This window comes from Roseovarius confluentis (genome assembly GCF_002917925.1).
Lineage (GTDB): Bacteria > Pseudomonadota > Alphaproteobacteria > Rhodobacterales > Rhodobacteraceae > Roseovarius > Roseovarius confluentis.
Genome location: NZ_PPFE01000015.1, coordinates 1 through 20,090, shown reverse-complemented (window position 1 = coordinate 20,090; position 20,090 = coordinate 1). Strand labels below are relative to the sequence as shown.

The 20,090-nt window shown below is 63.1% G+C and carries 21 protein-coding genes; 14 read left to right on the top strand and 7 right to left on the bottom strand.

Annotation, left to right across the window (positions count from 1 at the left end):
• Positions 1 to 37 precede the first annotated feature (37 nt).
• Both C2I35_RS20910 and C2I35_RS20905 read right to left on the bottom strand, forming a co-directional pair.
• Positions 38 to 1,483, bottom strand: coding sequence for an FAD-binding oxidoreductase (locus tag C2I35_RS20910; protein WP_245890581.1), 1,446 nt, complete (start codon positions 1,481 to 1,483; stop codon positions 38 to 40).
• A gap of 91 nt (positions 1,484 to 1,574) precedes the next feature.
• Positions 1,575 to 2,480 carry a LysR family transcriptional regulator gene (locus tag C2I35_RS20905; protein WP_103764985.1) on the bottom strand — a complete coding sequence of 302 codons (906 nt, stop codon included), beginning with the start codon at positions 2,478 to 2,480 and terminating at the stop codon, positions 1,575 to 1,577.
• Positions 2,481 to 2,622: 142 nt separating this feature from the next.
• Here C2I35_RS20905 and comD point away from each other — a divergent pair, with 142 nt between their 5' ends.
• From comD to C2I35_RS20875, 6 genes are all read left to right on the top strand, one after another.
• Positions 2,623 to 3,120, top strand: a complete 498-nt coding sequence (comD, locus tag C2I35_RS20900) for a sulfopyruvate decarboxylase subunit alpha (protein ID WP_103764984.1) — start codon at positions 2,623 to 2,625, stop codon at positions 3,118 to 3,120.
• Position 3,121: 1 nt separating this feature from the next.
• Positions 3,122 to 3,685 (top strand): sulfopyruvate decarboxylase subunit beta, encoded by a 564-nt coding sequence (comE, locus tag C2I35_RS20895; RefSeq protein ID WP_103764983.1) that lies wholly within the window; start codon positions 3,122 to 3,124, stop codon positions 3,683 to 3,685.
• Positions 3,686 to 3,731: 46 nt separating this feature from the next.
• The gene (locus tag C2I35_RS20890; protein ID WP_103764982.1) at positions 3,732 to 4,688 is read left to right on the top strand and encodes a tripartite tricarboxylate transporter substrate binding protein; all 957 of its coding nucleotides are present in this window, start codon (positions 3,732 to 3,734) and stop codon (positions 4,686 to 4,688) included.
• 24 nt (positions 4,689 to 4,712) lie between these two features.
• On the top strand, positions 4,713 to 6,215 hold the full coding sequence (locus tag C2I35_RS20885) for a tripartite tricarboxylate transporter permease (RefSeq protein WP_103764981.1): 1,503 nt from the start codon (positions 4,713 to 4,715) through the stop codon (positions 6,213 to 6,215).
• Positions 6,215 to 6,670: a tripartite tricarboxylate transporter TctB family protein gene (locus tag C2I35_RS20880; RefSeq protein WP_103764980.1), complete on the top strand. Its 456-nt coding sequence runs from the start codon at positions 6,215 to 6,217 to the stop codon at positions 6,668 to 6,670. Before C2I35_RS20885 ends, C2I35_RS20880 begins: the two co-directional genes overlap by 1 nt.
• 73 nt (positions 6,671 to 6,743) lie before the next feature.
• Entirely contained in the window at positions 6,744 to 7,907 is a 1,164-nt protein-coding gene (locus C2I35_RS20875; protein WP_103764979.1) for a mandelate racemase/muconate lactonizing enzyme family protein, read from the top strand.
• Between the two features lie 414 nt (positions 7,908 to 8,321).
• On the opposite strand, the gene C2I35_RS20870 is transcribed toward C2I35_RS20875, so the two are convergent.
• The 5 genes from C2I35_RS20870 to C2I35_RS20850 form a co-directional block, all read right to left on the bottom strand.
• Positions 8,322 to 9,821: an AMP-binding protein gene (locus C2I35_RS20870; RefSeq protein ID WP_103764978.1), complete on the bottom strand. Its 1,500-nt coding sequence runs from the start codon at positions 9,819 to 9,821 to the stop codon at positions 8,322 to 8,324.
• Positions 9,818 to 11,221 carry an acylating sulfoacetaldehyde dehydrogenase gene (gene sauS / locus C2I35_RS20865; RefSeq protein ID WP_103764977.1) on the bottom strand — a complete coding sequence of 468 codons (1,404 nt, stop codon included), beginning with the start codon at positions 11,219 to 11,221 and terminating at the stop codon, positions 9,818 to 9,820. The genes C2I35_RS20870 and sauS overlap by 4 nt, the downstream gene beginning before the upstream one ends.
• 63 nt (positions 11,222 to 11,284) lie before the next feature.
• Complete coding sequence (locus tag C2I35_RS20860; protein ID WP_103764976.1) at positions 11,285 to 12,247, bottom strand: Bug family tripartite tricarboxylate transporter substrate binding protein; 963 nt, start codon at positions 12,245 to 12,247, stop codon at positions 11,285 to 11,287.
• Between the two features lie 43 nt (positions 12,248 to 12,290).
• On the bottom strand, positions 12,291 to 12,755 hold the full coding sequence (locus tag C2I35_RS20855) for a tripartite tricarboxylate transporter TctB family protein (protein WP_103764975.1): 465 nt from the start codon (positions 12,753 to 12,755) through the stop codon (positions 12,291 to 12,293).
• Complete coding sequence (locus C2I35_RS20850; protein ID WP_103765023.1) at positions 12,752 to 14,281, bottom strand: tripartite tricarboxylate transporter permease; 1,530 nt, start codon at positions 14,279 to 14,281, stop codon at positions 12,752 to 12,754. The genes C2I35_RS20855 and C2I35_RS20850 overlap by 4 nt, the downstream gene beginning before the upstream one ends.
• A gap of 112 nt (positions 14,282 to 14,393) precedes the next feature.
• Between C2I35_RS20850 and C2I35_RS20845 the strand changes: the two genes are divergently transcribed.
• From C2I35_RS20845 to C2I35_RS20810, 8 genes are all read left to right on the top strand, one after another.
• The gene (locus C2I35_RS20845; protein ID WP_103764974.1) at positions 14,394 to 15,413 is read left to right on the top strand and encodes a LacI family DNA-binding transcriptional regulator; all 1,020 of its coding nucleotides are present in this window, start codon (positions 14,394 to 14,396) and stop codon (positions 15,411 to 15,413) included.
• A gap of 599 nt (positions 15,414 to 16,012) precedes the next feature.
• Positions 16,013 to 16,810, top strand: a complete 798-nt coding sequence (locus C2I35_RS20840) for a sterol desaturase family protein (RefSeq protein WP_103764973.1) — start codon at positions 16,013 to 16,015, stop codon at positions 16,808 to 16,810.
• Positions 16,811 to 16,882: 72 nt separating this feature from the next.
• Positions 16,883 to 17,254, top strand: coding sequence for a hypothetical protein (locus C2I35_RS20835; RefSeq protein WP_103764972.1), 372 nt, complete (start codon positions 16,883 to 16,885; stop codon positions 17,252 to 17,254).
• A gap of 57 nt (positions 17,255 to 17,311) precedes the next feature.
• Complete coding sequence (locus C2I35_RS20830) at positions 17,312 to 17,506, top strand: hypothetical protein (protein WP_103764971.1); 195 nt, start codon at positions 17,312 to 17,314, stop codon at positions 17,504 to 17,506.
• Positions 17,503 to 17,808 carry a DUF6166 domain-containing protein gene (locus C2I35_RS20825; RefSeq protein ID WP_103764970.1) on the top strand — a complete coding sequence of 102 codons (306 nt, stop codon included), beginning with the start codon at positions 17,503 to 17,505 and terminating at the stop codon, positions 17,806 to 17,808. Before C2I35_RS20830 ends, C2I35_RS20825 begins: the two co-directional genes overlap by 4 nt.
• A complete protein-coding gene (locus tag C2I35_RS20820; RefSeq protein ID WP_211286205.1) occupies positions 17,805 to 18,974 on the top strand; it encodes a Zn-dependent alcohol dehydrogenase in 1,170 nt (389 codons plus the stop codon). The genes C2I35_RS20825 and C2I35_RS20820 overlap by 4 nt, the downstream gene beginning before the upstream one ends.
• Positions 18,971 to 19,753, top strand: a complete 783-nt coding sequence (locus C2I35_RS20815) for an alpha/beta fold hydrolase (RefSeq protein WP_103764969.1) — start codon at positions 18,971 to 18,973, stop codon at positions 19,751 to 19,753. The genes C2I35_RS20820 and C2I35_RS20815 overlap by 4 nt, the downstream gene beginning before the upstream one ends.
• A gap of 114 nt (positions 19,754 to 19,867) precedes the next feature.
• A partial coding sequence (locus C2I35_RS20810) for a GntR family transcriptional regulator (RefSeq protein WP_146050103.1) occupies positions 19,868 to 20,090 on the top strand: 223 nt, incomplete at its 3' end.

Genomic DNA, 20,090 nt, shown 5'->3' with positions numbered 1-20,090 from the left:
TCCGAACTCTTTTGAGCGTCTTGCCGGGACTGACGTCTCAGTCCGCGCAGCCGCTCCAATCCACAAGTGCGCCGGGGTTCATGATGTTTTTCGGGTCGATGGCCTGCTTGATCTGTCGGAGGAGGACCATCTTGCTGGCACTTGCATGCCGCTTCAGATCATTCCGTTTCAGGCGACCGATCCCGTGTTCGGCACTGATCGATCCGCCCAGTGCCAAAGTCGCTTCGTTGATCGCCTCCCGTACGCGGTTGGCGATGGCGGGGTGAGCTTGCAAAAAGTCGGCCTTGGCGATGCCCTCCGGCGGAAAGACGTTGTGGTGAATGTTCCCGTCGCCGATGTGACCATAGCTGTTCGTCCGCAGCCCTTCGTGAACGCCGGTGATCGCCGCATGCGTCCCCGACACGAACGCCTCGATCTGGCCGATCGGCACCGCGGTATCGCTGCTGCAAAACGCGCCGGTCTTGCGGTTGGCGTCGGGCGTATGCTCGCGCAGCGACCAGAGTGCGCTGCGCTGAGCTTCGGATTCGGCCATCACGACGTCGAGCATGAACCCCTTCTCGATACAGTCCGCCAGCGCCGCCTCGGTCTCATCCCGCACGCCCGGGTTCCCCGCGGCATCGATCAGCAGGTACCAATGATGATCCTCGGCAAAGGGTTTCCTCAGCGTCGGGAAATGCGCGCAAACGAGGTCCACGCCGAAACCGCTCATCAACTCCATCCCGTTCATGCGATTGCCGATGGCCCTGCGCAGGGTGCGCAGGGTCCGCAACGCATCCGCCGGTGACGAGATGGCGCAAAAGGCGGTCACGGCCTCCGGGTCGAGCGGTTTCAAGGTCAGGCTGGCGGCGGTGATGATGCCAAGGGTGCCTTCGCTGCCGATCAAAAGGTGCCGCAGGTCATAGCCTGTGTTGTTCTTGCGCAGGGGGCTCAACTCCTCCAACACGTCGCCCGACGGCATTACCGCCTCGATCCCCAGGCAAAGGTCGCGGGCATTGCCATGGCGCAGCACCTGGATGCCGCCCGCGTTGGTGGCCAGGTTTCCGCCGATGGTGCAACTGCCCTTCGACGCCATACTGAGCGGGAACATCAGGTCGTGTCGTGCGGCCTCGGCGTGGATGTTTTCCAGCACGCAGCCGGCCTCGGCGACCATCACGAAATCATCCGGCGACACGCTGCGCACCCGGTTCATCCGCTCCAGCGACAGGATGATGGCCGCGTCGCTGTCCAGCGAAAGCTGTCCTGCGACCACGCCTGTGCCTCCGCCATAGGGAATGATCGCGATGCCGGCGGCGTTGCACAGCCGGACGATCTGTGACACCTGGTCGGTGGTTTCGGGCAGGACGACAACACAATCCTTGCCGGTGAAGCTGCCGCGTGGGTCTTCGTAATAGCGCGCGGCATCCTGACCGGACTTGCAGGCGGTCTCCCCGACGATCGCCCTGATATCATTCAGTGTTCTGTCATCCACGGTCTTGAACGCCACCAACTGCCCGGTGCTCCTGTCGTCTGATCCTCGTTCGGGCTCATTCTGTGGCAAAAGCGGCCTTTAGCAAGGCAAGATAATTTGCGATTATCTAAGCCATCTCTTTAGAAACCGTCCGCCCGCCATGGGCCTCGACAGTCTCGATGAGTTCGTCGAGGAACCGCTCGACCAGCCGGTATTTCGAGCAATCCGCCCGGCTCAGAATGCCTAATGTCCGAGACGGCGCCGTGGGCCCCAGCGACAGCTTGCGAAGGCTGCCGAAGATCGGGTCCGGAACGCAGAAATCCGGGCCGATCGACACGCCCAGATCATGCGCCACCATGCTCGCGATCGTGTCGAGAGAGCTCATCTCCATCATGTCGCGCACCTTCAGCCTGCGTCGCGCCAGCCAATCCTCGGCCATCACCCCGATGGCCGACAGCGCGCTGTGCCGGATGAAGGGTTTGGCGGACAGGATGCGCTCGGGGTCGGTTTCGGTTACTTCCACCGAGGTAAGCAGCACAAGCTTTTCCACCGCGAACGGCATCCAGGTCATCGTGGCCGGCGTCCGGCTTGGCTCGCTGACCAGCGCGGCGTCGACGGTGCCGGTCTCGACCATCTCCTGCAAGGTCGGGCTCAGCCCCGGCACCAACCGGATGCGCAGGTCCGGATACTGTCCAATCAGCCCCTTCATCGCCTTGGGCACAAGCCCGCGCAGTGTCGACGGCACCGCCCCCAGCACGATATCCCCGATCAGGCGCGGATCGCCGGTCAGGTCGTCGAGGATCGTCTCGTAGGAGGCGACGACCTCCTTGGCCTTGGGCACCATGGCGCGCCCCAGCTGGTTCAGGCGCGGGGACTTCTGCGAGCGGTCGAAGAGCGCCACGCCCAGCGTCTCTTCCAGTCGCTTCATCTGCTGGCCCACCGCCGCATGGGTGACGCAGACGCGGTCTGCCGCGGCATTGAAGCTGCCTTCCTCGGCGACGGCGATAAGGGTCTTGAATAGCGTGATCGACATGGCAGAACGCTTTCATAGCAGGACCAAAGGCGCGCTTTACTAAAGCAGAGATTTACAAATGAGAAAAGAATGTTGGTTTGTTAAAGCTTCTCTTATCGCGCAAGATCGTGGAACATGAACGCATCGAGGGGGAGGCCTGCGCGTGAGCATCGACGCAAAGATCGTCGCGGATCTGGTCAAGAACGACGTCAAACTGGTCACGACGGTCCCGTGCAAACAGCTTGCCGGTGTAATTGCCGAAATTGACCAATGCGAGGACATCCATCACATCCCCGCGAACAAGGAAGACGAAGGCATCGGCATCTGCGCCGGCGCCTTCATGGGCGGCAAGCGGTCCGCGATCATCATGCAGAACACCGCCCTGGGGGTGACGATCAACACGCTGGTGACGCTGACACAGTTCTACCGCATGCCGCTGCCCATGCTGATCTCCTATCGCGGAGAGTTGGGCGAGCCGGTGGCCTGCCAGGTGGAAATGGCGGTGCACACCAAGGCGCTGCTGAATCAGCTTCACATCCCGACCTATCACTTCCATCATGAATCCGACGCCGAAGAACTGGACCGGATCCTGGAATATACCTTCATGTGCAACAAACCGGTCGCGATCCTGACGGATGCCACCTTTTGGAAAGGGTACTGACATGATCCGATCTGACGTCCTGCGCACGCTGGTCCCGCTGATCTCGGATCATTTCGTGGTCTGCAATATCGGCCTGCCCAGCCAGGAATTGCACATGCTGGATGACCAGCCGACGAATTTCTACATGTTGGGCACCATGGGTCTCGCCTCGTCCATCGGGCTGGGCGTGGCCCTGGCCCAGTCGAAAAAGGTGATCTCGATCGACGGTGACGGCTCGGTCCTGACCAATTTCGGCACGCTGCCCACCATCGCCAACAACGTGGCCGACAATTTCATCCTGCTGATCATCGACAATGGCAGTTATGGCTCCACCGGCGACCAGCCGACTTATGCCGGCATGAAGACGTCGCTGGCCAGGGTGGCGGAGGCCTGCGGGTGCGAAAACGTCATCGAGTGCCAGGCCGAAGACTGCGCAGCCGTCATGAAAGACGCGCTGGACGGTGACAAGATGACCATAATCGTGTGCAAATGCGAAAGCGGGAACATCCCGGTTTCGGTCATCACGACCGATCCGGTGGTGATCCGCGACCGGTTCATGAACGCGTTGAAGGAGGCCAACGCATAATCAAGACGGCGAAAACGCCGATAGTAGGCAACTCTGGGAGGAATACATGCTGAAGAGAACATTTCTGAAGATGAGCGCGGCGCTGGCCGTGACCGCATCGCTGGCAACTGGTGCCGCTGCCGCCGAACTCAACGGGCCGGTCAACTATATCATCCCGTTCGGACCCGGGGGAGAGTCCGACATTTCCGCACGCTTTCAGCAACCGTTCTTCAAGGACACGTTCGGCCAGGACATGGTGATCTCGTACCAGCCCGGCGGCGGTGGCGCGGTCGCCTGGGCCACGCTTAACGGCCTCAGCGATGACGGTCAGACAATCATGGGCGTCAACCTGCCCCATATCATCATCAAGCCGGCGCAGAAGGATGTGGGGTTCAAGACCGAAGACCTGAACGTCTTCCACATGTTCCACTTCACGCCGGATGCGATCATCGTGCGGGCCGACAGCCCCTACCAGACGCTTGAAGACCTGGTCGAGGACGCCAAGGCGAATCCGGCGCAGGTCACCATGTCGGGCTCGGGCAAGGCCACAGCGAACCACCTTGCGCATATCAAGTTCGACAAGATGGCCGAAATCCAGACCACCTACGTTCCCTTCAAGGGCACCGGCGCGGCCGTGACGGCTCTGCTTGGCAACCAGGTCAAGGCGGAGTGGGGCTATTCCACCGTCGCCGCGACGCAGGGCGAAGAAGTTCGCATGCTGGCCGTCGCGATGGAAGAACGTCATCCGCTTTTCCCGGATGTTCCGACTTTCAAGGAGCTGGGCTATGACATGGTGGGCGGCGCCTATCGCGGGATCGCCTTGCCCAATTCCGCCAGCGACGAGGTCACCAAAATGTGGTCTGACATGATCGCCGAAATCAACAACGACCCCGAGTTCCGTCAGCAGATGCTGGATAACGGCTTTGCGATGCTGGATGTCGAGGCGGACGGCATGGACGATTTCATGGCCGCGCGCAGCGAGGAATATCTCAGCGATGCGCGCGAAGCGGGACTGATCGAATAAGCTGACCGCGCAAAGGCCCGACACATGGAATTCGGTCACTTCCTGTCCGCCCTGACACCCTTCAACCTGGTCCTGGCGTTGTTCGGTGTCGTGGCGGGCACGATCGTCGGCTCGATTCCGGGCCTTACCGCAACGATGGCGCTGGCCGTGCTGGTGCCGATCACGTTCAGCATGGATCCCGCCTCGGCGCTGATCCTGCTGGGGGCGATTTATACCGGGGCAATCTATGGCGGGGCCTACGCGGCGATCCTGCTGAACACGCCCGGCACGCCCTCGGCAATCGCCACCACGTTTGACGGCTACCCCATGGCGAAGCGCGGGGACGGCGACCTCGCGGTGGCACTCGCCTGCTTCGCCTCGGTTGTCGGTGGGCTTGTTGGGGCGTTCTCGCTCCTGCTGCTGGCGCCGCCCCTGTCGAAGGTGGCGCTGGCCTTCGGGCCGATCGAGTATTTCTGGCTGTCGATCTTCGGTCTCTCACTGATCGCGTCGCTGTCCACCGGGAACCTGATGAAGGGGCTGGCGGGTGGCGCCTTCGGCATGCTGCTTTCCACCGTCGGCGTGGCCGAGGTTTCGGCCGATATCCGGCTTACCTTCGGCAGCCAGATGCTGGTCGGCGGCTTCGGCGTTATCGGCGCGCTGATCGGGCTTTACTGTATCCCGGTGCTGATCGACCTTGTTGCGACGCCCGACCGCCACCTCAAGATGGAAGAGGACGTGCGCTCGGTCCGCATCGGCGAGGCGTTCCGCATCGCGACGCGCTCCAAGTTCAACCTGATCCGGTCGTCGGTCATCGGGACCCTGATCGGCATCCTGCCCGGCGCGGGCGGCTCGGTCGCTGGGCTCGTCGCCTATTCCGAGGCCAAGCGCACCGGCAAGCCCGACCAGAAATTCGGCGAGGGCGAACCCGACGGCATCCTCGCGACCGAATCCGCCAACAACGCCACCGTGGGCGGCGGCTTTATCCCGACGCTGGTTCTGGGCATTCCCGGCACGCCGCCCGATGCCATCGTGCTTGGTGCCCTGCTGGTGCAGGGTGTACGTACCGGCCCCACGATGTTCACCCAGAGCGGCTCTATCGTCTTTACCTTCATCTACGGCCTGCTGATCGCCACCGTCCTGATGCTGCCCGCGGGCCTTCTGATCGGGCGCTACGCTTACAAGTCGATCGTGAATATCCCCAAGGCCGTGCTCGTGCCGACGGTGGGTTTCATGACCATCATCGGCACCTTCTCGATCCGCAACAGCGTCACTGACGTGATCCTGATGCTGGGCCTCGGCGTCTTTGGCTGGGTCGTGGGACGCTTCGGCTTCGCCGCCTCGCCCATCGTGCTGGGCTTGATCCTGGGCCCCATTGCAGAACAGGGTTTCGTACAGGGCTGGACCATCGGTTCGGCCACGGGCAACCTCTTCGGCATGTTTTTCGGGCGTCCCATCTCGCAGGGGATTATCGCATTCACGCTGATCACCCTGTTTCTGCCGCTCTACACGGCCAGGCGGCGCCGCAAGAAAGCACGGGAGCAGACCTGATGCCAGACCAGCAACGCCACCGGGAAGGCCATATCGGATCGCTGGTGATTTCCGCGCTTTTCGTGATCATGGGGATCGTCGCGCTCTATGACACCACGGGGTATTCCGACCGTGACAGCCAGGTGTTTCCCCGCACCGTCGCGATCCTGATGATCCTGACGGCCGGGCTGTCGCTGGTCACGCGCTTCCTGCATCCGAGCGATAGCGGCGGCTTCGGAACCGGCACCTGGTGGCGCAGGGTCTTGTTGATGGTGGCCATGTTCGCGGGATGCCTCGCCATCCCTCATATCGGCTTTCTGGCCAGTGGCGCCATCGCCTTCGCGGGCGGCCTCGTCGCGGCGATGCATGACAAATGGACGCCGATGACTGCAATGCTCTACGCTGGCAGTGGCGCGGCGGTCATGATCGCGTTCTTCGCTCTTTTCCGCTACGTTCTGCACGTTCCGCTGCCGTGATATTAGGCCTCCGCTTACCAAGCGTACGTGCCAGAAACCAAGGCGACAGCAAGCCCGAACAAGGAACACGCCCATGAAAATCGTTGATATCCGTGAGGTGACCAAGCCGATCTCGTCACCCATCCGCAATGCCTATATCGACTTCAGCAAGATGACGGCGAGCCTGGTGGCCGTCGTGACGGACGTGGTCAGGGATGGACGCCGGGTGGTCGGCTATGGCTTCAACTCCAATGGCCGTTACGGCCAGGGCGGTCTCATCCGCGAGCGCTTCCGCGACCGCATCCTCGAGGCAGAACCCGCATCGCTCCTGAACGACGAGGGCAGCAATCTGGACGCGCACAAGGTCTGGGCGGCCATGATGCAGAACGAAAAGCCGGGCGGCCACGGCGAACGCTCGGTCGCGGTTGGCACCATCGACATGGCCGTCTGGGACGCAATTGCCAAGATCGAGGAAAAGCCCCTGTTCCGCCTGCTGGCCGACCGCAAGGGGCGCGAGGCGGACCCGCGCGTCTTCGTCTATGCCGCCGGTGGCTACTACTATCCGGGCAAGGACGACACCGCGCTTTGCAATGAGATGCGCGGCTACGTCAACCGCGGCTACAACGTCGTGAAGATGAAAATCGGGGGCGCGTCCATCGACGAAGACCAGCGCCGGATCGAAGCGGTGCTGACGGAGATCGGAACCGAGGCGCAACTGGCCGTGGATGCCAACGGGCGCTTCGATCTCGAGACCGCGATCTCCTATGCCAAGATGCTGCGGCAATACCCGCTCTTCTGGTTCGAGGAAATCGGTGATCCGCTTGACTATCAGCTTCAGGCCGCGATGGCTGAATTCTATCCCGGTCCCATGGCGACCGGTGAGAACCTGTTCTCGCATCAGGATGCGCGCAACCTGTTACGCCATGGCGGGATGCGGCCCGACCGGGACTGGCTGCAATTCGACTGTGCGCTGTCCTACGGGCTTGTCGAATACCTGCGTACGCTCGATGTTCTAAACGAACTCGGATGGTCGCCGTCGCGCTGCATCCCGCACGGCGGCCACCAGATGTCACTGAACATCGCGGCTGGGCTCGGTCTGGGCGGCAACGAAAGCTACCCGGATCTCTTCCAGCCCTACGGCGGCTTCCCAGACGGGGTGCAGGTCGAAAAGGGGCACATCCTCATGCCTGAACTGCCCGGTATCGGCTTTGAAGGCAAATCCGACCTGATAGAAGTGATGCGCGCGCTGGCAGAATGAATTCATTCAGGCGTTCAGCCAAATTAAGTTTAGACCGCATACCAATCGCACTCCCGTGAGTGCCGTGGCCACAGTGCCATAGCCTACATCGATGAGCGAAAGATTTAGCCGATGCCACTGCGCCATGTGAACCATCAGTATCCACGGGCGACGAAGATGAGGCCCATACCCATCCCGGCAACCCCAGGGGCAGGTTCGATGCTGTGCAGCACCCATAGAGCAAAACCGTATAGAGCGAGCGGGGCCGCGTAAGGCATCGCGGAATGGTGCCGTTCGCATGTTCCGCCCGGGCCCCCGAGCCGCGGCCTCTTGCCAAGAGACGTAAGAGGTCCCGGGTCTGGCCCGGGACGGGTGTTCGGAGAGGTATTCCCGGAACGCTGAAGGTTGGGTGCAGGTCGAGACGGGGATGTGCCGTCAGCGGTCGGCGGGTTCGAGGATTTCCGCGAGTTTCAGTCGCTGGATCTTGCCCGAGGGGCCTTTGGGCAGTTCGTCGAGGAAGTGGATCTCGTCGGGGGATTTGAACGCGCCGAGACGGTCGCGGCAGATATCGATCAGGTCGGCGCTCTTGAGGGTGGAGCCGTCGCGAACGCGCACCGCCGCCTCGACGGTTTCGCCATAGGTGGTGCAGGGCCTGGCGAAGGCGGCGGCCTCGATCACATCGGGATGGGTGTAAAGCGCCTCGTCCACTTCGCGGGGGGCGATGTTTTCGCCGCCCTTGATGATTAGTTCCTTGAGGCGCCCGGTGACGAAGACGTAGCCTTCGGCGTCCATGCGGGCGAGGTCGCCGGTGCGCAGCCAGCCGTTGCGGAACGTGTCGCGGGTGGCTTGCGCGTTTTTGAGATAGCCCTGCATCACGTTGGCGCCGCGCACGGTGATTTCGCCCTCCGTATCCGCGGGTACGGGGGCGCCGGTCGTGTCCTGGATCTGGATGTCGCAGCCATAGGCGATGCCCGAGGAGCCGATCTTGCGTGTGGCGGGGGGCAGTGGGTTGGAGAGGATCTGGGCGGCGGTTTCGGTGAGGCCCATGGTTTCAATGAGGGGCACGGAAAAGCGGCTCTCGAAGGCGGATTGCGTCTCGACCGCCAGCGCCGAGGAGGCGGAGCGACCGAAGCGAAGGCGGTTGCGGACCTCCGGGCTGGGCTCGTCAGTGCCGTGCAGCAGGTGCGAGATGATGGTTGGTACGGCGGAGAACCACGTGACCTGGGCCTGTGCCGCCTGATGCCAGAAGCGGGAGGCGGAGAACTTCGACGTGACGGCGAGGGAGCCGCCTGAGACAAGGCTGCCCATGACGGTCACGCAGAGGCCGTTGATGTGGTAGATCGGCAGAATGCAGAAGCCGCGGTCCGCCTGGGAGAGGTCGTGGGCGATGGCGGTGGTCCAGCCCCCGGCCAGAAGGCTGGCATGGGTGTGCAGCACACCCTTGGGGCGGCCCGTGGTGCCCGAGGTGTACATCAGGAGAGCATGGTTGTGGGGGGCGACATCGTGCAGGTCGGCGTCAGCCTGTTCGGAAAGGGCGACGGGAATGACGCTGGTGGCGTTGGCGGCGGCGAATTGATCGGCACAGGCGTCGTGAACGAAGCCGAAGCGGGCCTCGGAATGCTCGAGCGCGTAGGCTATGGCATCGCGGCCTGCCGCGAGGTTGATCATGGTGGCGCGGAAGCCCCCCGCAAGCGCGCCGTAAAGGGCGGTGAGCCCGTCGCGGCTGTTGGGGGCGACGATGGCGACGCTTTCGCCGCGGGCCGCGCCACGGGCTGTCAGTGCCCGGGCGAAGGCGAGGGCGGCGTCCCGCAGGGCAGGCCAGTCGAGGCGGGTTCCGTCCTCGGGGAAGACGATTGCGGTGCCGCCCCGATCCGCGCGGGCGGCAAGCCAGTCACGAACGGTGCCTTCGGGCGGTGTGTCGCAGCGCAGCTTCATTGGCCGGTGGCTTTCCAGTAGTCGGAGAAGATATCCTCGAGCGTGGGCTCGTTGGCTGGAATTTCGCGCACGATCTTGGTCGATTGCAGGAAATGCTTCCAATGGACGTTCTCGTCTATGGAGTTGCCGCCCCAGCTGCCACAGCCCATGGAGAGCGAGAAGGGCATGCCGTTGGTGAAGGCGCCTCCGGTGGCGAAGGTATGAGCCTGGTTGACGATGATGCGGCTGGTGGGGATGGCGCGGGCCAGCGTCATAGGGCGCGTGTCGTCCGTGCTGTGCAGGCCGACGGAGTGGCCCGCGCCCTGAAACAGCTGGATGTCGCGCGTGATGCGGAGGGCGTCGCCGAAATCCTTCGCTGAATAGAGCGCAAGCACGCGGCTGAGTTTCTCACCCGAGAGCGGGTTTTCCGGGCCGATGCGGGCGGTGGGCACGGCGATATACTCGGTGCCCTCGGGGACCTTGCCCGACAGTCCCAGCGCGTCGATCATCTTGTCGGCGTCCTGGGCGATGACCTCGCGGTTGAGATGCCCGTCGGGCCAGAGGGCGGCGAGGACGGCGGCCTCGTCCTCGACCGTAGCGCCGCCCGCGCGTGCCATGGCGGCGAGGAAGGCGTCGCGCACGGCCTCGACCACAACGACCGAGTTCTCGGACGAGCAGGACGTGGCGTTGTCGAAGGTCTTGGACGCGCGGATCTTTTCGGCGGCGGCGTCGAGATCGGCGGTTTCATCGACGATGACGGTGACGTTGCCCGCCCCCACGGCGACGGCGGGTGTGCCGGAGGTCTGGGCGCGGTGCACGTTGTTCTGGCTGCCGGTGGCGACGACCATGTCGCAGGTTTCCATGAGGCGCTGTGTTTTGTCCTTGGAGCCGGGCGCGGGGACCATGCCGACAAGGTCGGGATCCTCGCCGATCTTGGCGAACTCGGCGTGGATGAATTCGAGCAGTTTCTCGCAGCTGGGCACGCCCTTGGGCGAGGGGGCCACGACGATGGCGTTGCCGCATTTCAGCGCGTTGATGATGTTGTTGGCGGGCGTGGCGGCGGGGTTGGTCGAGGGCACGATAGCGGCAACCACGCCCTTGGGGCGGGCGATTTCTGTGATGCCGGTGGCGGCGTCGTCGCGGATGACGCCATAGGTGGTGACGCCCTTTATGTCGCGCATTAGACCCAGAGTCTTGCGGTGGTTCTTGGTGATCTTGTCGGGCACGTTCCCGAGCCCCGTGGTTTTCACGGCGAGTTCGGCCAGTTCCCGGTTGCGGTCCGGTTCCATGATCGCCCATGCGACGGCCTTTGCGGCGCGGTCGTAGCGCTGTTGGCTGCCTTCGGCCTCGTACCGGCCTTGGGCGGCGCGGGCGCGGGCTATGATGGCATCCAGGTCTGCGATGGGGTCAGGGGCGTTCATGATGCAAAACCTTTCTGGTGAGGGGCGCGCAATTGATGGCGCGCGCCCCGGTGGCATGGGGGGTCAGAGACCGGAGAGCAGTTCCTTGAGAGTTTCCTCGCGGGCGGCCCACATCTCGATCACCTCGTCGCGGGTCATGACGTGCATGGGCGAACCGCCCGCTTCCATCTTTCCCTTCACGCGATCGTTCTCGAACATGGTGGGGACGATCTCGGCCAGCTTGTCGATGATCGGCTGGGGCGTGCCCTTCGGCACCATCACGCCGCGGAAATTGACCGAGGCGTTGTCGATGTCATAGCCCTGTTCCTTCATCGTCGGAACATCGGGCAGGAAGTCGCTGCGCTCGTTGTCGAAGACGCCGAGGATCTTGACGTTGCCGGCCTTTTCGGCGCGAAACGCGTCGGACAGGTTGTTGACCCCGCCCAGCACGTCGCCGGCGATGACGGCCTTCATGGCGCCCGCACCACCCGCGTTGTTGGGGATGTAGGCCAGCTTGACGCCCGCGGCCTTTTCAAGCTGAAGCGCCGCGATGTGGTGGCCGACATAGAGCCCGGCGCCGGAAAAGGTGAGGCCGCCGGGATTTTCCTTGGCGTAGTTCACCACGTCTTCCATGGAGTTGAACTGGCTGTCGGCACCGACGACGAAGACCGCCGGGTCGGCGCCCCAGTTGGCGATGGGCTCGAAGCTGTCGGTGCTGTATTCGACACCGCCCTCGATGGACTGGGCGATGAAGTGGGGCACGTTGTAGGCGCCCAGGGTGTAGCCGTCGGCATCGACCTGCGTCGCGAGCCAGTTCCAGCCGACGCGGCCGCCCGCGCCGGGCTTGTTGACGATGGCGATGGGCATCCCCAGAGCGTCTTCGTTGCCGGCCGTCATTGTGACGATGCGGGCCTGGAAGTCGGTGGCGCCGCCGGCGCCGTAGCTGACCATCATCATGACGGGGCGCTCGGGGTAGTTGTCCTGTGCCGGAGCGGCGCCGGCCAGGCCCATGAGCGCGATGGATGCGGCTGCAATCAGTTTCTTCATTGGTGGTTCCTCCCTTGGAAAGTTGTCTTTCGCTTCTTGGTTTTCAGAATAGGATCTCTCGCGGGGTGAAGACCCCGAGCAACAGCGCGAAGAGACCGTACATCACGGCCAGGAAACCGGCCGTGATCAGCACCCGTTTGACCCATGTGCGGATCTCGCCGTGTGGGGCGGGGTCGTAGAGGGACAGCAGGATGAAAAAGGCGATGGTGGACGCAGTGTAAAAGCCCAGTGTCTGCGCTGCCCAGAACACGTAGATCAGCATGACCACGATTCCGGGCAGTATGTTCAGGGTCGCGATGCGGCTGAGGCCGGGGCCCACCTTGGTCTTGCCCAGGAGCGCCTTGCCGAAGGTCCAGACGGCCAGCGCCACGAAGACCACCGAGATGATGCGCGGAAATAGGAAGGCGCGGGCGGGCTCGCCGGTGAAGCTGAGCCAGGCAACCCAGATTCCGACAAGCGCGACCAGACCGCTGGCGAGGATGTGCTGGGTGCGGGGCAGGTTGGTCATGACGGCTGCTCCTCGCGTTCGAGTGTGTCTTCCTTGCTGAGGTAGCGCCGTTGGCGCAGCTCCATCCAGACCGAGTAGGCGATGGAGGCCAAGACGATGGTGATCAGCGTGAGGTTCAGCGCGCCGGTAAAGAAATAGCCGGCCATGCTGGAGGTGGCGTTGGCGATCATGGCGCCTTGCACGAAATTGGCCTCGGCGATGGGGCCGAGGATGAGGCCAAGCACTAGCGGCGCGGCCGAGAAGCCGAAGCGTTCGAGGAAGTACATCCCGGTGCCGAGGGCGGCCATGATGTAGACATCGCCCATGGAGTTCTGGACCGAGTAGCTGCCGAAGACGGCGAGGGCCAGCACCACGGCGGCCATAACCGCGTTGGGCACTTGGGCCACGCGGGCGGCCAGCCCGGCCACGTAAAGCCCGAATATGCACATCAGTATCTGGCCGATCAGCATCGAGTTGATGAAGGTCCAGGCGACATCGGGATAGTTCTCGAACAGGTCGCTGCCCGGGAAGATGCCGTGGATCAGCAGGCCGCCCAGCAGCACCGCAGCGGTCGGCGAGCCGGGGATAGACAAGGTCAGCAAAGGCACCAGAGAGGGGCCGACCATAGCGTTGTTGGCGCTTTCGGCGGCGATCACGCCTTCGCTGTGGCCGGTGCCGAATTTCTTTTGCTCGCGGCTGGTCTTCCGGGCCTGGTCATAGGCGACAAGCCCCGCGATCTGGCCACCGACGCCGGGGATGAGCCCGATGAACGAGCCGGTCATCGTGCCGATACCGAGGGCGCGGGTGCGGCGGAAAACCTCGCGGATGGACTCCATGATCGGGCTTTTTTCGACTTTTATGACCTCGGCCCCATGCTGCTGCCGGCCTCTGGCGAACATGGTAATGACCTGCGGGATGGCGAAGAGGCCGATAAGAGCCGGGATGATGTTGATTCCTCCCGACACGCTGGAATGAAAGATGAAGCGCTGCGCACCCATCACGTCGTCAAAGCCGATGGTTGCGAGCCACAGCCCGATGCACCCCGACAGGAGACCCTTGACCACGGAGCTAGAATCGAGCGAGCCGATGACCGTGACGCCGAGGATAGCCAGCCAGAAGAGATGCGACGGTCCGAAGGCCAGCGCCCATTGGGCCAGCACTGGCGTCAGGAAAATCAACAGCATCACGCCGAAGACGCCGCCAATCGCCGAGGAGATGAAGGACAGTTGCAGCGCGCGGGCGCCTTGGCCGTTCTTGGCCATGGTATGCCCGTCGAGAGTGGTCGCGATGTTGGCCGGGGCGCCGGGAATCTTGAGCAGGATAGCACTGACCGCGCCGCCGGCGACCGTCGAGGTATAGGCTGCCCCCAGCAGGATCAGACCCTGCGTTGCGTCGAGCTTGAACGTGAAGGGGATCAGCAAGGCAACGGCCATGGTCGGCGACAGGCCCGGCGTGGCACCCAGGATCAGCCCGCCAATCGTGCCGATCAGCAGAAGCATGAAGTTGAATGGCGAGAATACGTCGCCGAAGTAGAGCAGGAACTCCAAGCCGTCACCTCCCAGTGGCTTGTCGCGTGAGGATTGAAAGGGTATGGAATGAAAATAATATTGCAAATGTTTTCATTTCTCCCTGCTGAAATCGACATATGTGTTTGAAAAAATGAAAAAAAAGACAGATATCATCGCCGTGGCAAGGGCCGCGCGGGTGTCGCCTTCGACAGTGTCTCGCAGCTTCAACCACCCTGATCTGGTGAAGGCGTCGACTCGGAAGAAGATAGATGCCGCGGTGCGGCAATTGGGCTATATCCGCAACCGCGCCGCACAGACGATCCACGGCATTCGCAGCGGCACAATCGGGCTGATCGTGCCCACGGTGGACCAGGCGATCTTTGCCGAACTGATCCAGAGTTTTTCCGAGGCGGTGGAAAATCTGGGGTTTACCATCCTGCTAGCCTCGCACGGGTTCGACCTGGACCGGGAATATGCGCTGACGCGCAAGATGCTGGAGCATCGGGTTGACGGCGTGGCCCTGATCGGGATCGAGCACGCGCAGGACACGCTGGAACTGCTTGCGCAGCAGGACATGCCGACGCTGTTGCTTTGGAGCTTCTCGCCGGACGCGGCGTTTCCCTGCGTGGGGGCGGACAATTACCAGGCTGGATACCTGATCGGGGCGCATGTTGCTGCCCTGGGACACAAGCGCGTTGCCGCGATTTTTCCGCCGCTTGGCGGCAATGACCGTGCGTCGCTGCGGTTTGCCGGCGTGACTGACGCGCTGGAGGCTGTGGGCTGTACCATACCCGAGGCGTGGCGGCTGGTGGCGCCCTACAGCGTGGCGACAGCGAAAAGCGCGGTGGAGGCGCTGATTGCAGAAGGCGACCTGCCGACGGCGATCGTCTGCGGCAATGACGTGTTGGCCTGGGGCGCACTGCACGCGCTGATGCGCGGCGGGATTGCGGTGCCGGGGCAGATGACGGTCACGGGGATTGGGGATTTCAACGGCTCGAAGGAGTTTGAACCGTCGCTGACCACGGTGCGCATCCCGGCGCGCACCATCGGCGCGAAGGCGGCAGAGGCCATCGTGCGGCTCACGACCTCGGAAGAGGAGGTCGACACGGGCGCGCTTATCCCGACGGAGATAATGGTTCGAGGGACCAGCGGCCCACCGGGCAAGGCCTGAGGCGCGCGGGCGTCGCGCGCTGCGCGTGCGCCGAGAGGAACGTGCTGGTCAAGACGAAGACACCCCTGGCCGCCAGCGAAATGAGCATGAAGGCCATGTTGTACTTGCGCAGCATCGGGACGGTTCAATTTATGAGCCTCCATCTATCCGACTCGTGCACGGTTATAGGTAAATTGCGCAAACTCATGGGGACCGCGCATGTTTGTGCGCGATCCTCCTTGTGTGGTGAAATGAGTACGCCGGTCCAATGGTCGCCGTTCCGGCAAAGAAGCGCATTCCATGTGGATGGAAACATTGCTGGTCGGCTTGGTAGGGCACAGTTCGGCTGAACCCGTGCTATCTGGTCCGGATTTTCGATTTACAGCTTCTACGCGGAACGGAGCAGGGGCGGTGCCTACGCTGCCCGTTTGCGGCTTGCCTCTTGTTTGCCTTGTCGCAATCCGAGTGAGCTTGCAGGGAATGCTTGCGAGCTATTGATCCCGACACTCGACCGTATTTGACGGCCCGGATACGTTTGCAAGGCAACTGGAAGACTGTATTTGACATAAACATATTTCTAATATATCACACATCGAGAAATGGTATATCGGAGGCTGACCATGGAACTTCAAGACACCAACATGACCGAACGCCAGCGCCAGTACCGGGCCAACTACCGGCAGCGCGTGGCGGGCTGGTACAACGGTTTCCTGCATATCGTGATCATCTACACGATCGGGCTGACCGCGCTTTACATCTATACCGCGAACCTCAACCAGGTGACGCCGCTGGAATGGCTTACGGTGCCGCTGGTCTTCCTGTTCTGCAACTTCTTCGAGTGGTGGCTGCACCGCTACGTGATGCATCGGCCGTCGAAGAACCCGGTCGCACGCGCGGTCTACAATCGGCACACCCTGCAACATCACCAGTTCTTTACCGAAGTGGAGATGCGGTTCGCGGACCAGAAAGACTACCGCGTGACCTTTTTCCCGCCCTATGCGCTGGCGGCCTTCACGTTGATCTCGATCCCCGGTGCCATCGTGATGGGCTGGCTGTTCACGGCCAATGTGGGCTGGTTGTTCATCGCCACCACGACCTCGATCTACATGATCTACGAATTCATGCATTTCTGCTGTCACGTCGAGGAAAACTGGTTCGTGCGCAACATGCCCTTCATCAACACCAATCGTCGCCACCACACGGCGCATCACGACCAGTCGCTGATGATGGAGCGCAACATGAACCTCACGTTCCCGATCATGGACTGGCTGTTCGGCACGTCGGACCTGAATCGTGGCCTGATCGGGCACCTGTTCAACGGCTATGACACCAAGCACCTCCGCCAGGACATGCGCAAGGTGTCCCGCACGCCGGTGCGCGGCAAGGATGAGACGACGAACGCGACCCCCGCCGAGTAAGTGACTTCCGCCCGGGCCCGCGTGACGGGCCCGGGCACGACCAAGACATCCCGGAGCAAACGGAGCGACCTCATGGCCAATATCGAGCCGAATATCACCGCAGCCTTCATCTTTGCGCTGTTCGCCTGCGTGGCCAGCCTGGCCGCCATCGTGTTGACCGGCGTCTTCCCGCTGTCGACACGGCCCGAACTGAAGCGGCCGCTGGGCTTTGCGCTGGTGGTGGCGAACTGCGTCCTGCTGGGCGCGGTGCTGTACCTGACCTTTGGCTTTGGCCTGGCCGAACTGCGTTGGACCAGCGTGGTTATCATCGCCGGGTTCGCCCTGCTGTTCATGCCTGGCCTGTTCAACCTGTGGCCGAGCCGTTGGCGCGACGGGACCGTGGGCCTGACCGTGGTTCTGGCCGGGCTTGGCGCATCGGCCTGGACGCTGGTCGGCATGGCCTGAGCCAAGATCGCGGGTCCCGATTGACCCCGCAAACACTATCAGAAGGAGGAGGCTGAGATGCCAGTCATGATCAAAATCGCGCTGTCCACGATGGTGGCGCTCGCGGCCATCGGGGGATGGTTCTACATGGGACACCTGGGGCAGACCGGACCGCAATGGGCCATTGTCTTTCTCGGTCCGTTCAGCGTCGGATCGCTGTGGATTTTCCCGGAAGTGATGCGCTCGAAAGCCGATGCACGGGGGAAATCATGAAGACGTATCTTGGAGACAGGACGATCGACGGTGTTGTCGTGACCGTCGACGGAAAGGATCTGCCGGACTATGCGGAGGTCTGCAAGTTCACCAACGCGGGCTTTGAATGGAGCTTCGAGGGCGTGGCGGCGACACAGCTGGCCTTTGCGCTGATCTATGACGTTACCGGCGATGCGGGCCTTGCCAAGCGCCTGGCCGAGCCGTTCATGCGCGAAGTCACCGCGAATTTCGGCAACGACTGGGAAATGACCGAGGCGGACGTTCGTGCCGCCGTGGTCCAGGTTCAGCCAGAGCAGGCATGACGGCCCCACTCGACGACACGAAGACGGCACCCGCGGCGGAGGGCCCCGGGATGCCGAAGACGTTCCGGGCCGCCGTGCTGCGCGCCCCGGGCGAGGCGATGACGATCGAGGATGTCGAGCCTGGCGCGCTCGGGTCGCGCGATGTGATGGTCAAGATCCGCGCCGCGGGGCTTTGTCATACGGACCTGGAGGTGATCGACGGCTCGCTGCGGCTGGGAATGCCAGCCGTGCTGGGCCACGAGGCGGCCGGTGTGGTCACGGCCTGCGGTCCCGAAGCGAAGGGCGTGGCGGTGGGAGATCATGTGATCCTGTCGTGGAACCCCAAGTGCGGCGACTGTTTCTACTGCGACCAGAGCCTGTCGATCCTGTGCGAGACCTTCGTGGCCAATGGCCCTGCGGGGTTTGCCTTTGACGGGCGCCCGCGGGCGCGGCTGGCCGGTGGACAGGACCTGCACCAGTTGATGTATCTCGGGGCGTTCGGGGAATATTGCGTGGTCGAGGACCAGCAGGCGATCCCGGTGCCCAAGGAAATGCCATTCGACCGGGCCGCGTTGATCGGCTGCGGTGTGATGACCGGCGTCGGTGCTGCGCTGAACGTTGCCGATATCCGCGCTGGAAGTACCGCGATGGTGATCGGCTGTGGCGCGGTAGGTCTTGCGGCCGTGCAGGGCGCGGTGATGGGCGGGGCGCAGAACGTCGTTGCCGTAGACCTGAACGAGGCGCGTCTGGATGCGGCCTGCCGGATGGGGGCGACCCACCGGATCAACCCGAAGACGGGTAGCGTGGAAGAACTCGCCCGCTCCCTGACAGGCGGGCGGGGCGCGGACGTCGTGTTGGAAAGCGCCGGTAACGAGCCGGCCTTTCGCCTGAGCGTCGAGGCGGTGCGCCCGGGCGGCGAGGTGATCTGGCTGGGCAAGGTGGATGTCGAGAAGGATGTCGGTTTCCGCTGGGGCTCGCTTATGCAGGAGAAGCGTATCCGCCGGTCGAGCTATGGCGACACGCGGCCGCGAAGGGATTTCCCGATGCTGTGCCGGAAATATCTGGACAGTCAACTGGACCTCGACGGGCTGATCACCGACCGGATCACCCTGAACGAGATCAATGCCGGTTTCGAGAAGCTGCGCCGGGGCGAGAGCATCCGCAGCGTGATCGAATTCGGACCATGAGCGGCATTCGCAAAGAGTGGGTGGTGACGCCGCACGGTCCGATCGAGGTGTCTGTCGCGGGACGCGTTGTCGCCGACCGGCCCACCCTGATGCTGGTGCACGGGATACAGGGCACGAAAGCAATATGGGATGCCGTGATCCCGGTGCTTGCGCAGGACTGGCACGTGATCGCGCCGAACCTGCGGGGCCGGGGCGGATCTTTCGTGTTAAAAGAAGCCGGGCGTTATCGCATGACGGATTTCGCAGACGATTTGGCCGCAGTGATGGACGGTGTCGCGGGCGACGTCGTGCTCGTTGGCTGGAGCATGGGCGGGCTTGTTGCGCTGGAACATTTTCAGAGGCGCGGGCCGGACCGGATGGCAGGGCTTGCGCTGGTCAGCACCAGCGCCTGCCTGCACGCCGAGGGGCTTGAGCCGGCGGTTTGGTTCCGCGGGGACACGCCCGATAAACTCGTCGAGGAGGCGCGGGGCCGGGCGCAGCGGTTGAAGCTGACAGACACGGCGGTGGATATCGCGGTGGCCGGGGCGTGGTTGAGCGCCGCACAGGTCGATTATCGTCCTGTTCTGGACAGCATCGACGTGCCGGTGCTGGTTCTGCACGGCACTGCCGATCCCGAGTGCCCGCCAGATCATGGCAAGGCGCTAGCGGCTGGTCTGGCCACGTCGAGGCTGGAGTTGTGGCAGGGGTGCGGGCATGTGCCGATGGCAGAGCGGCCCGGAGTCCTCGCCGAGACGCTGGCAGCCTTCGCCTCCGGATGCTGCGCCGCCGTCGCGTCGTGACCCGCCGGCAACGCGTCCAAGCCTTGCGGCATGGAGCGAAGCACCTTAGATTTCCACATGGCGAGGAAGTATCCACCTCCGACGGCCGCAGTAAAGGTCACAGACAGGCAGAATATGAACAAAGACACAGAGAACGTGTTGGATAATGCTTCTCCGCGCGCGCGAAAGATCGACAATATAACGCTGACCGACCGTGCCTACGAGATGATCGAGACACGGATTGTGGCGCTGGACCTGGAGCCGGGGCAGGTGCTGTCTGAATCGCAACTGGTCGAGGAACTGGGCATAGGCCGCACCCCTGTGCGCGAGGCGTTGCAGCGGCTGGCGGCCGAGGGTC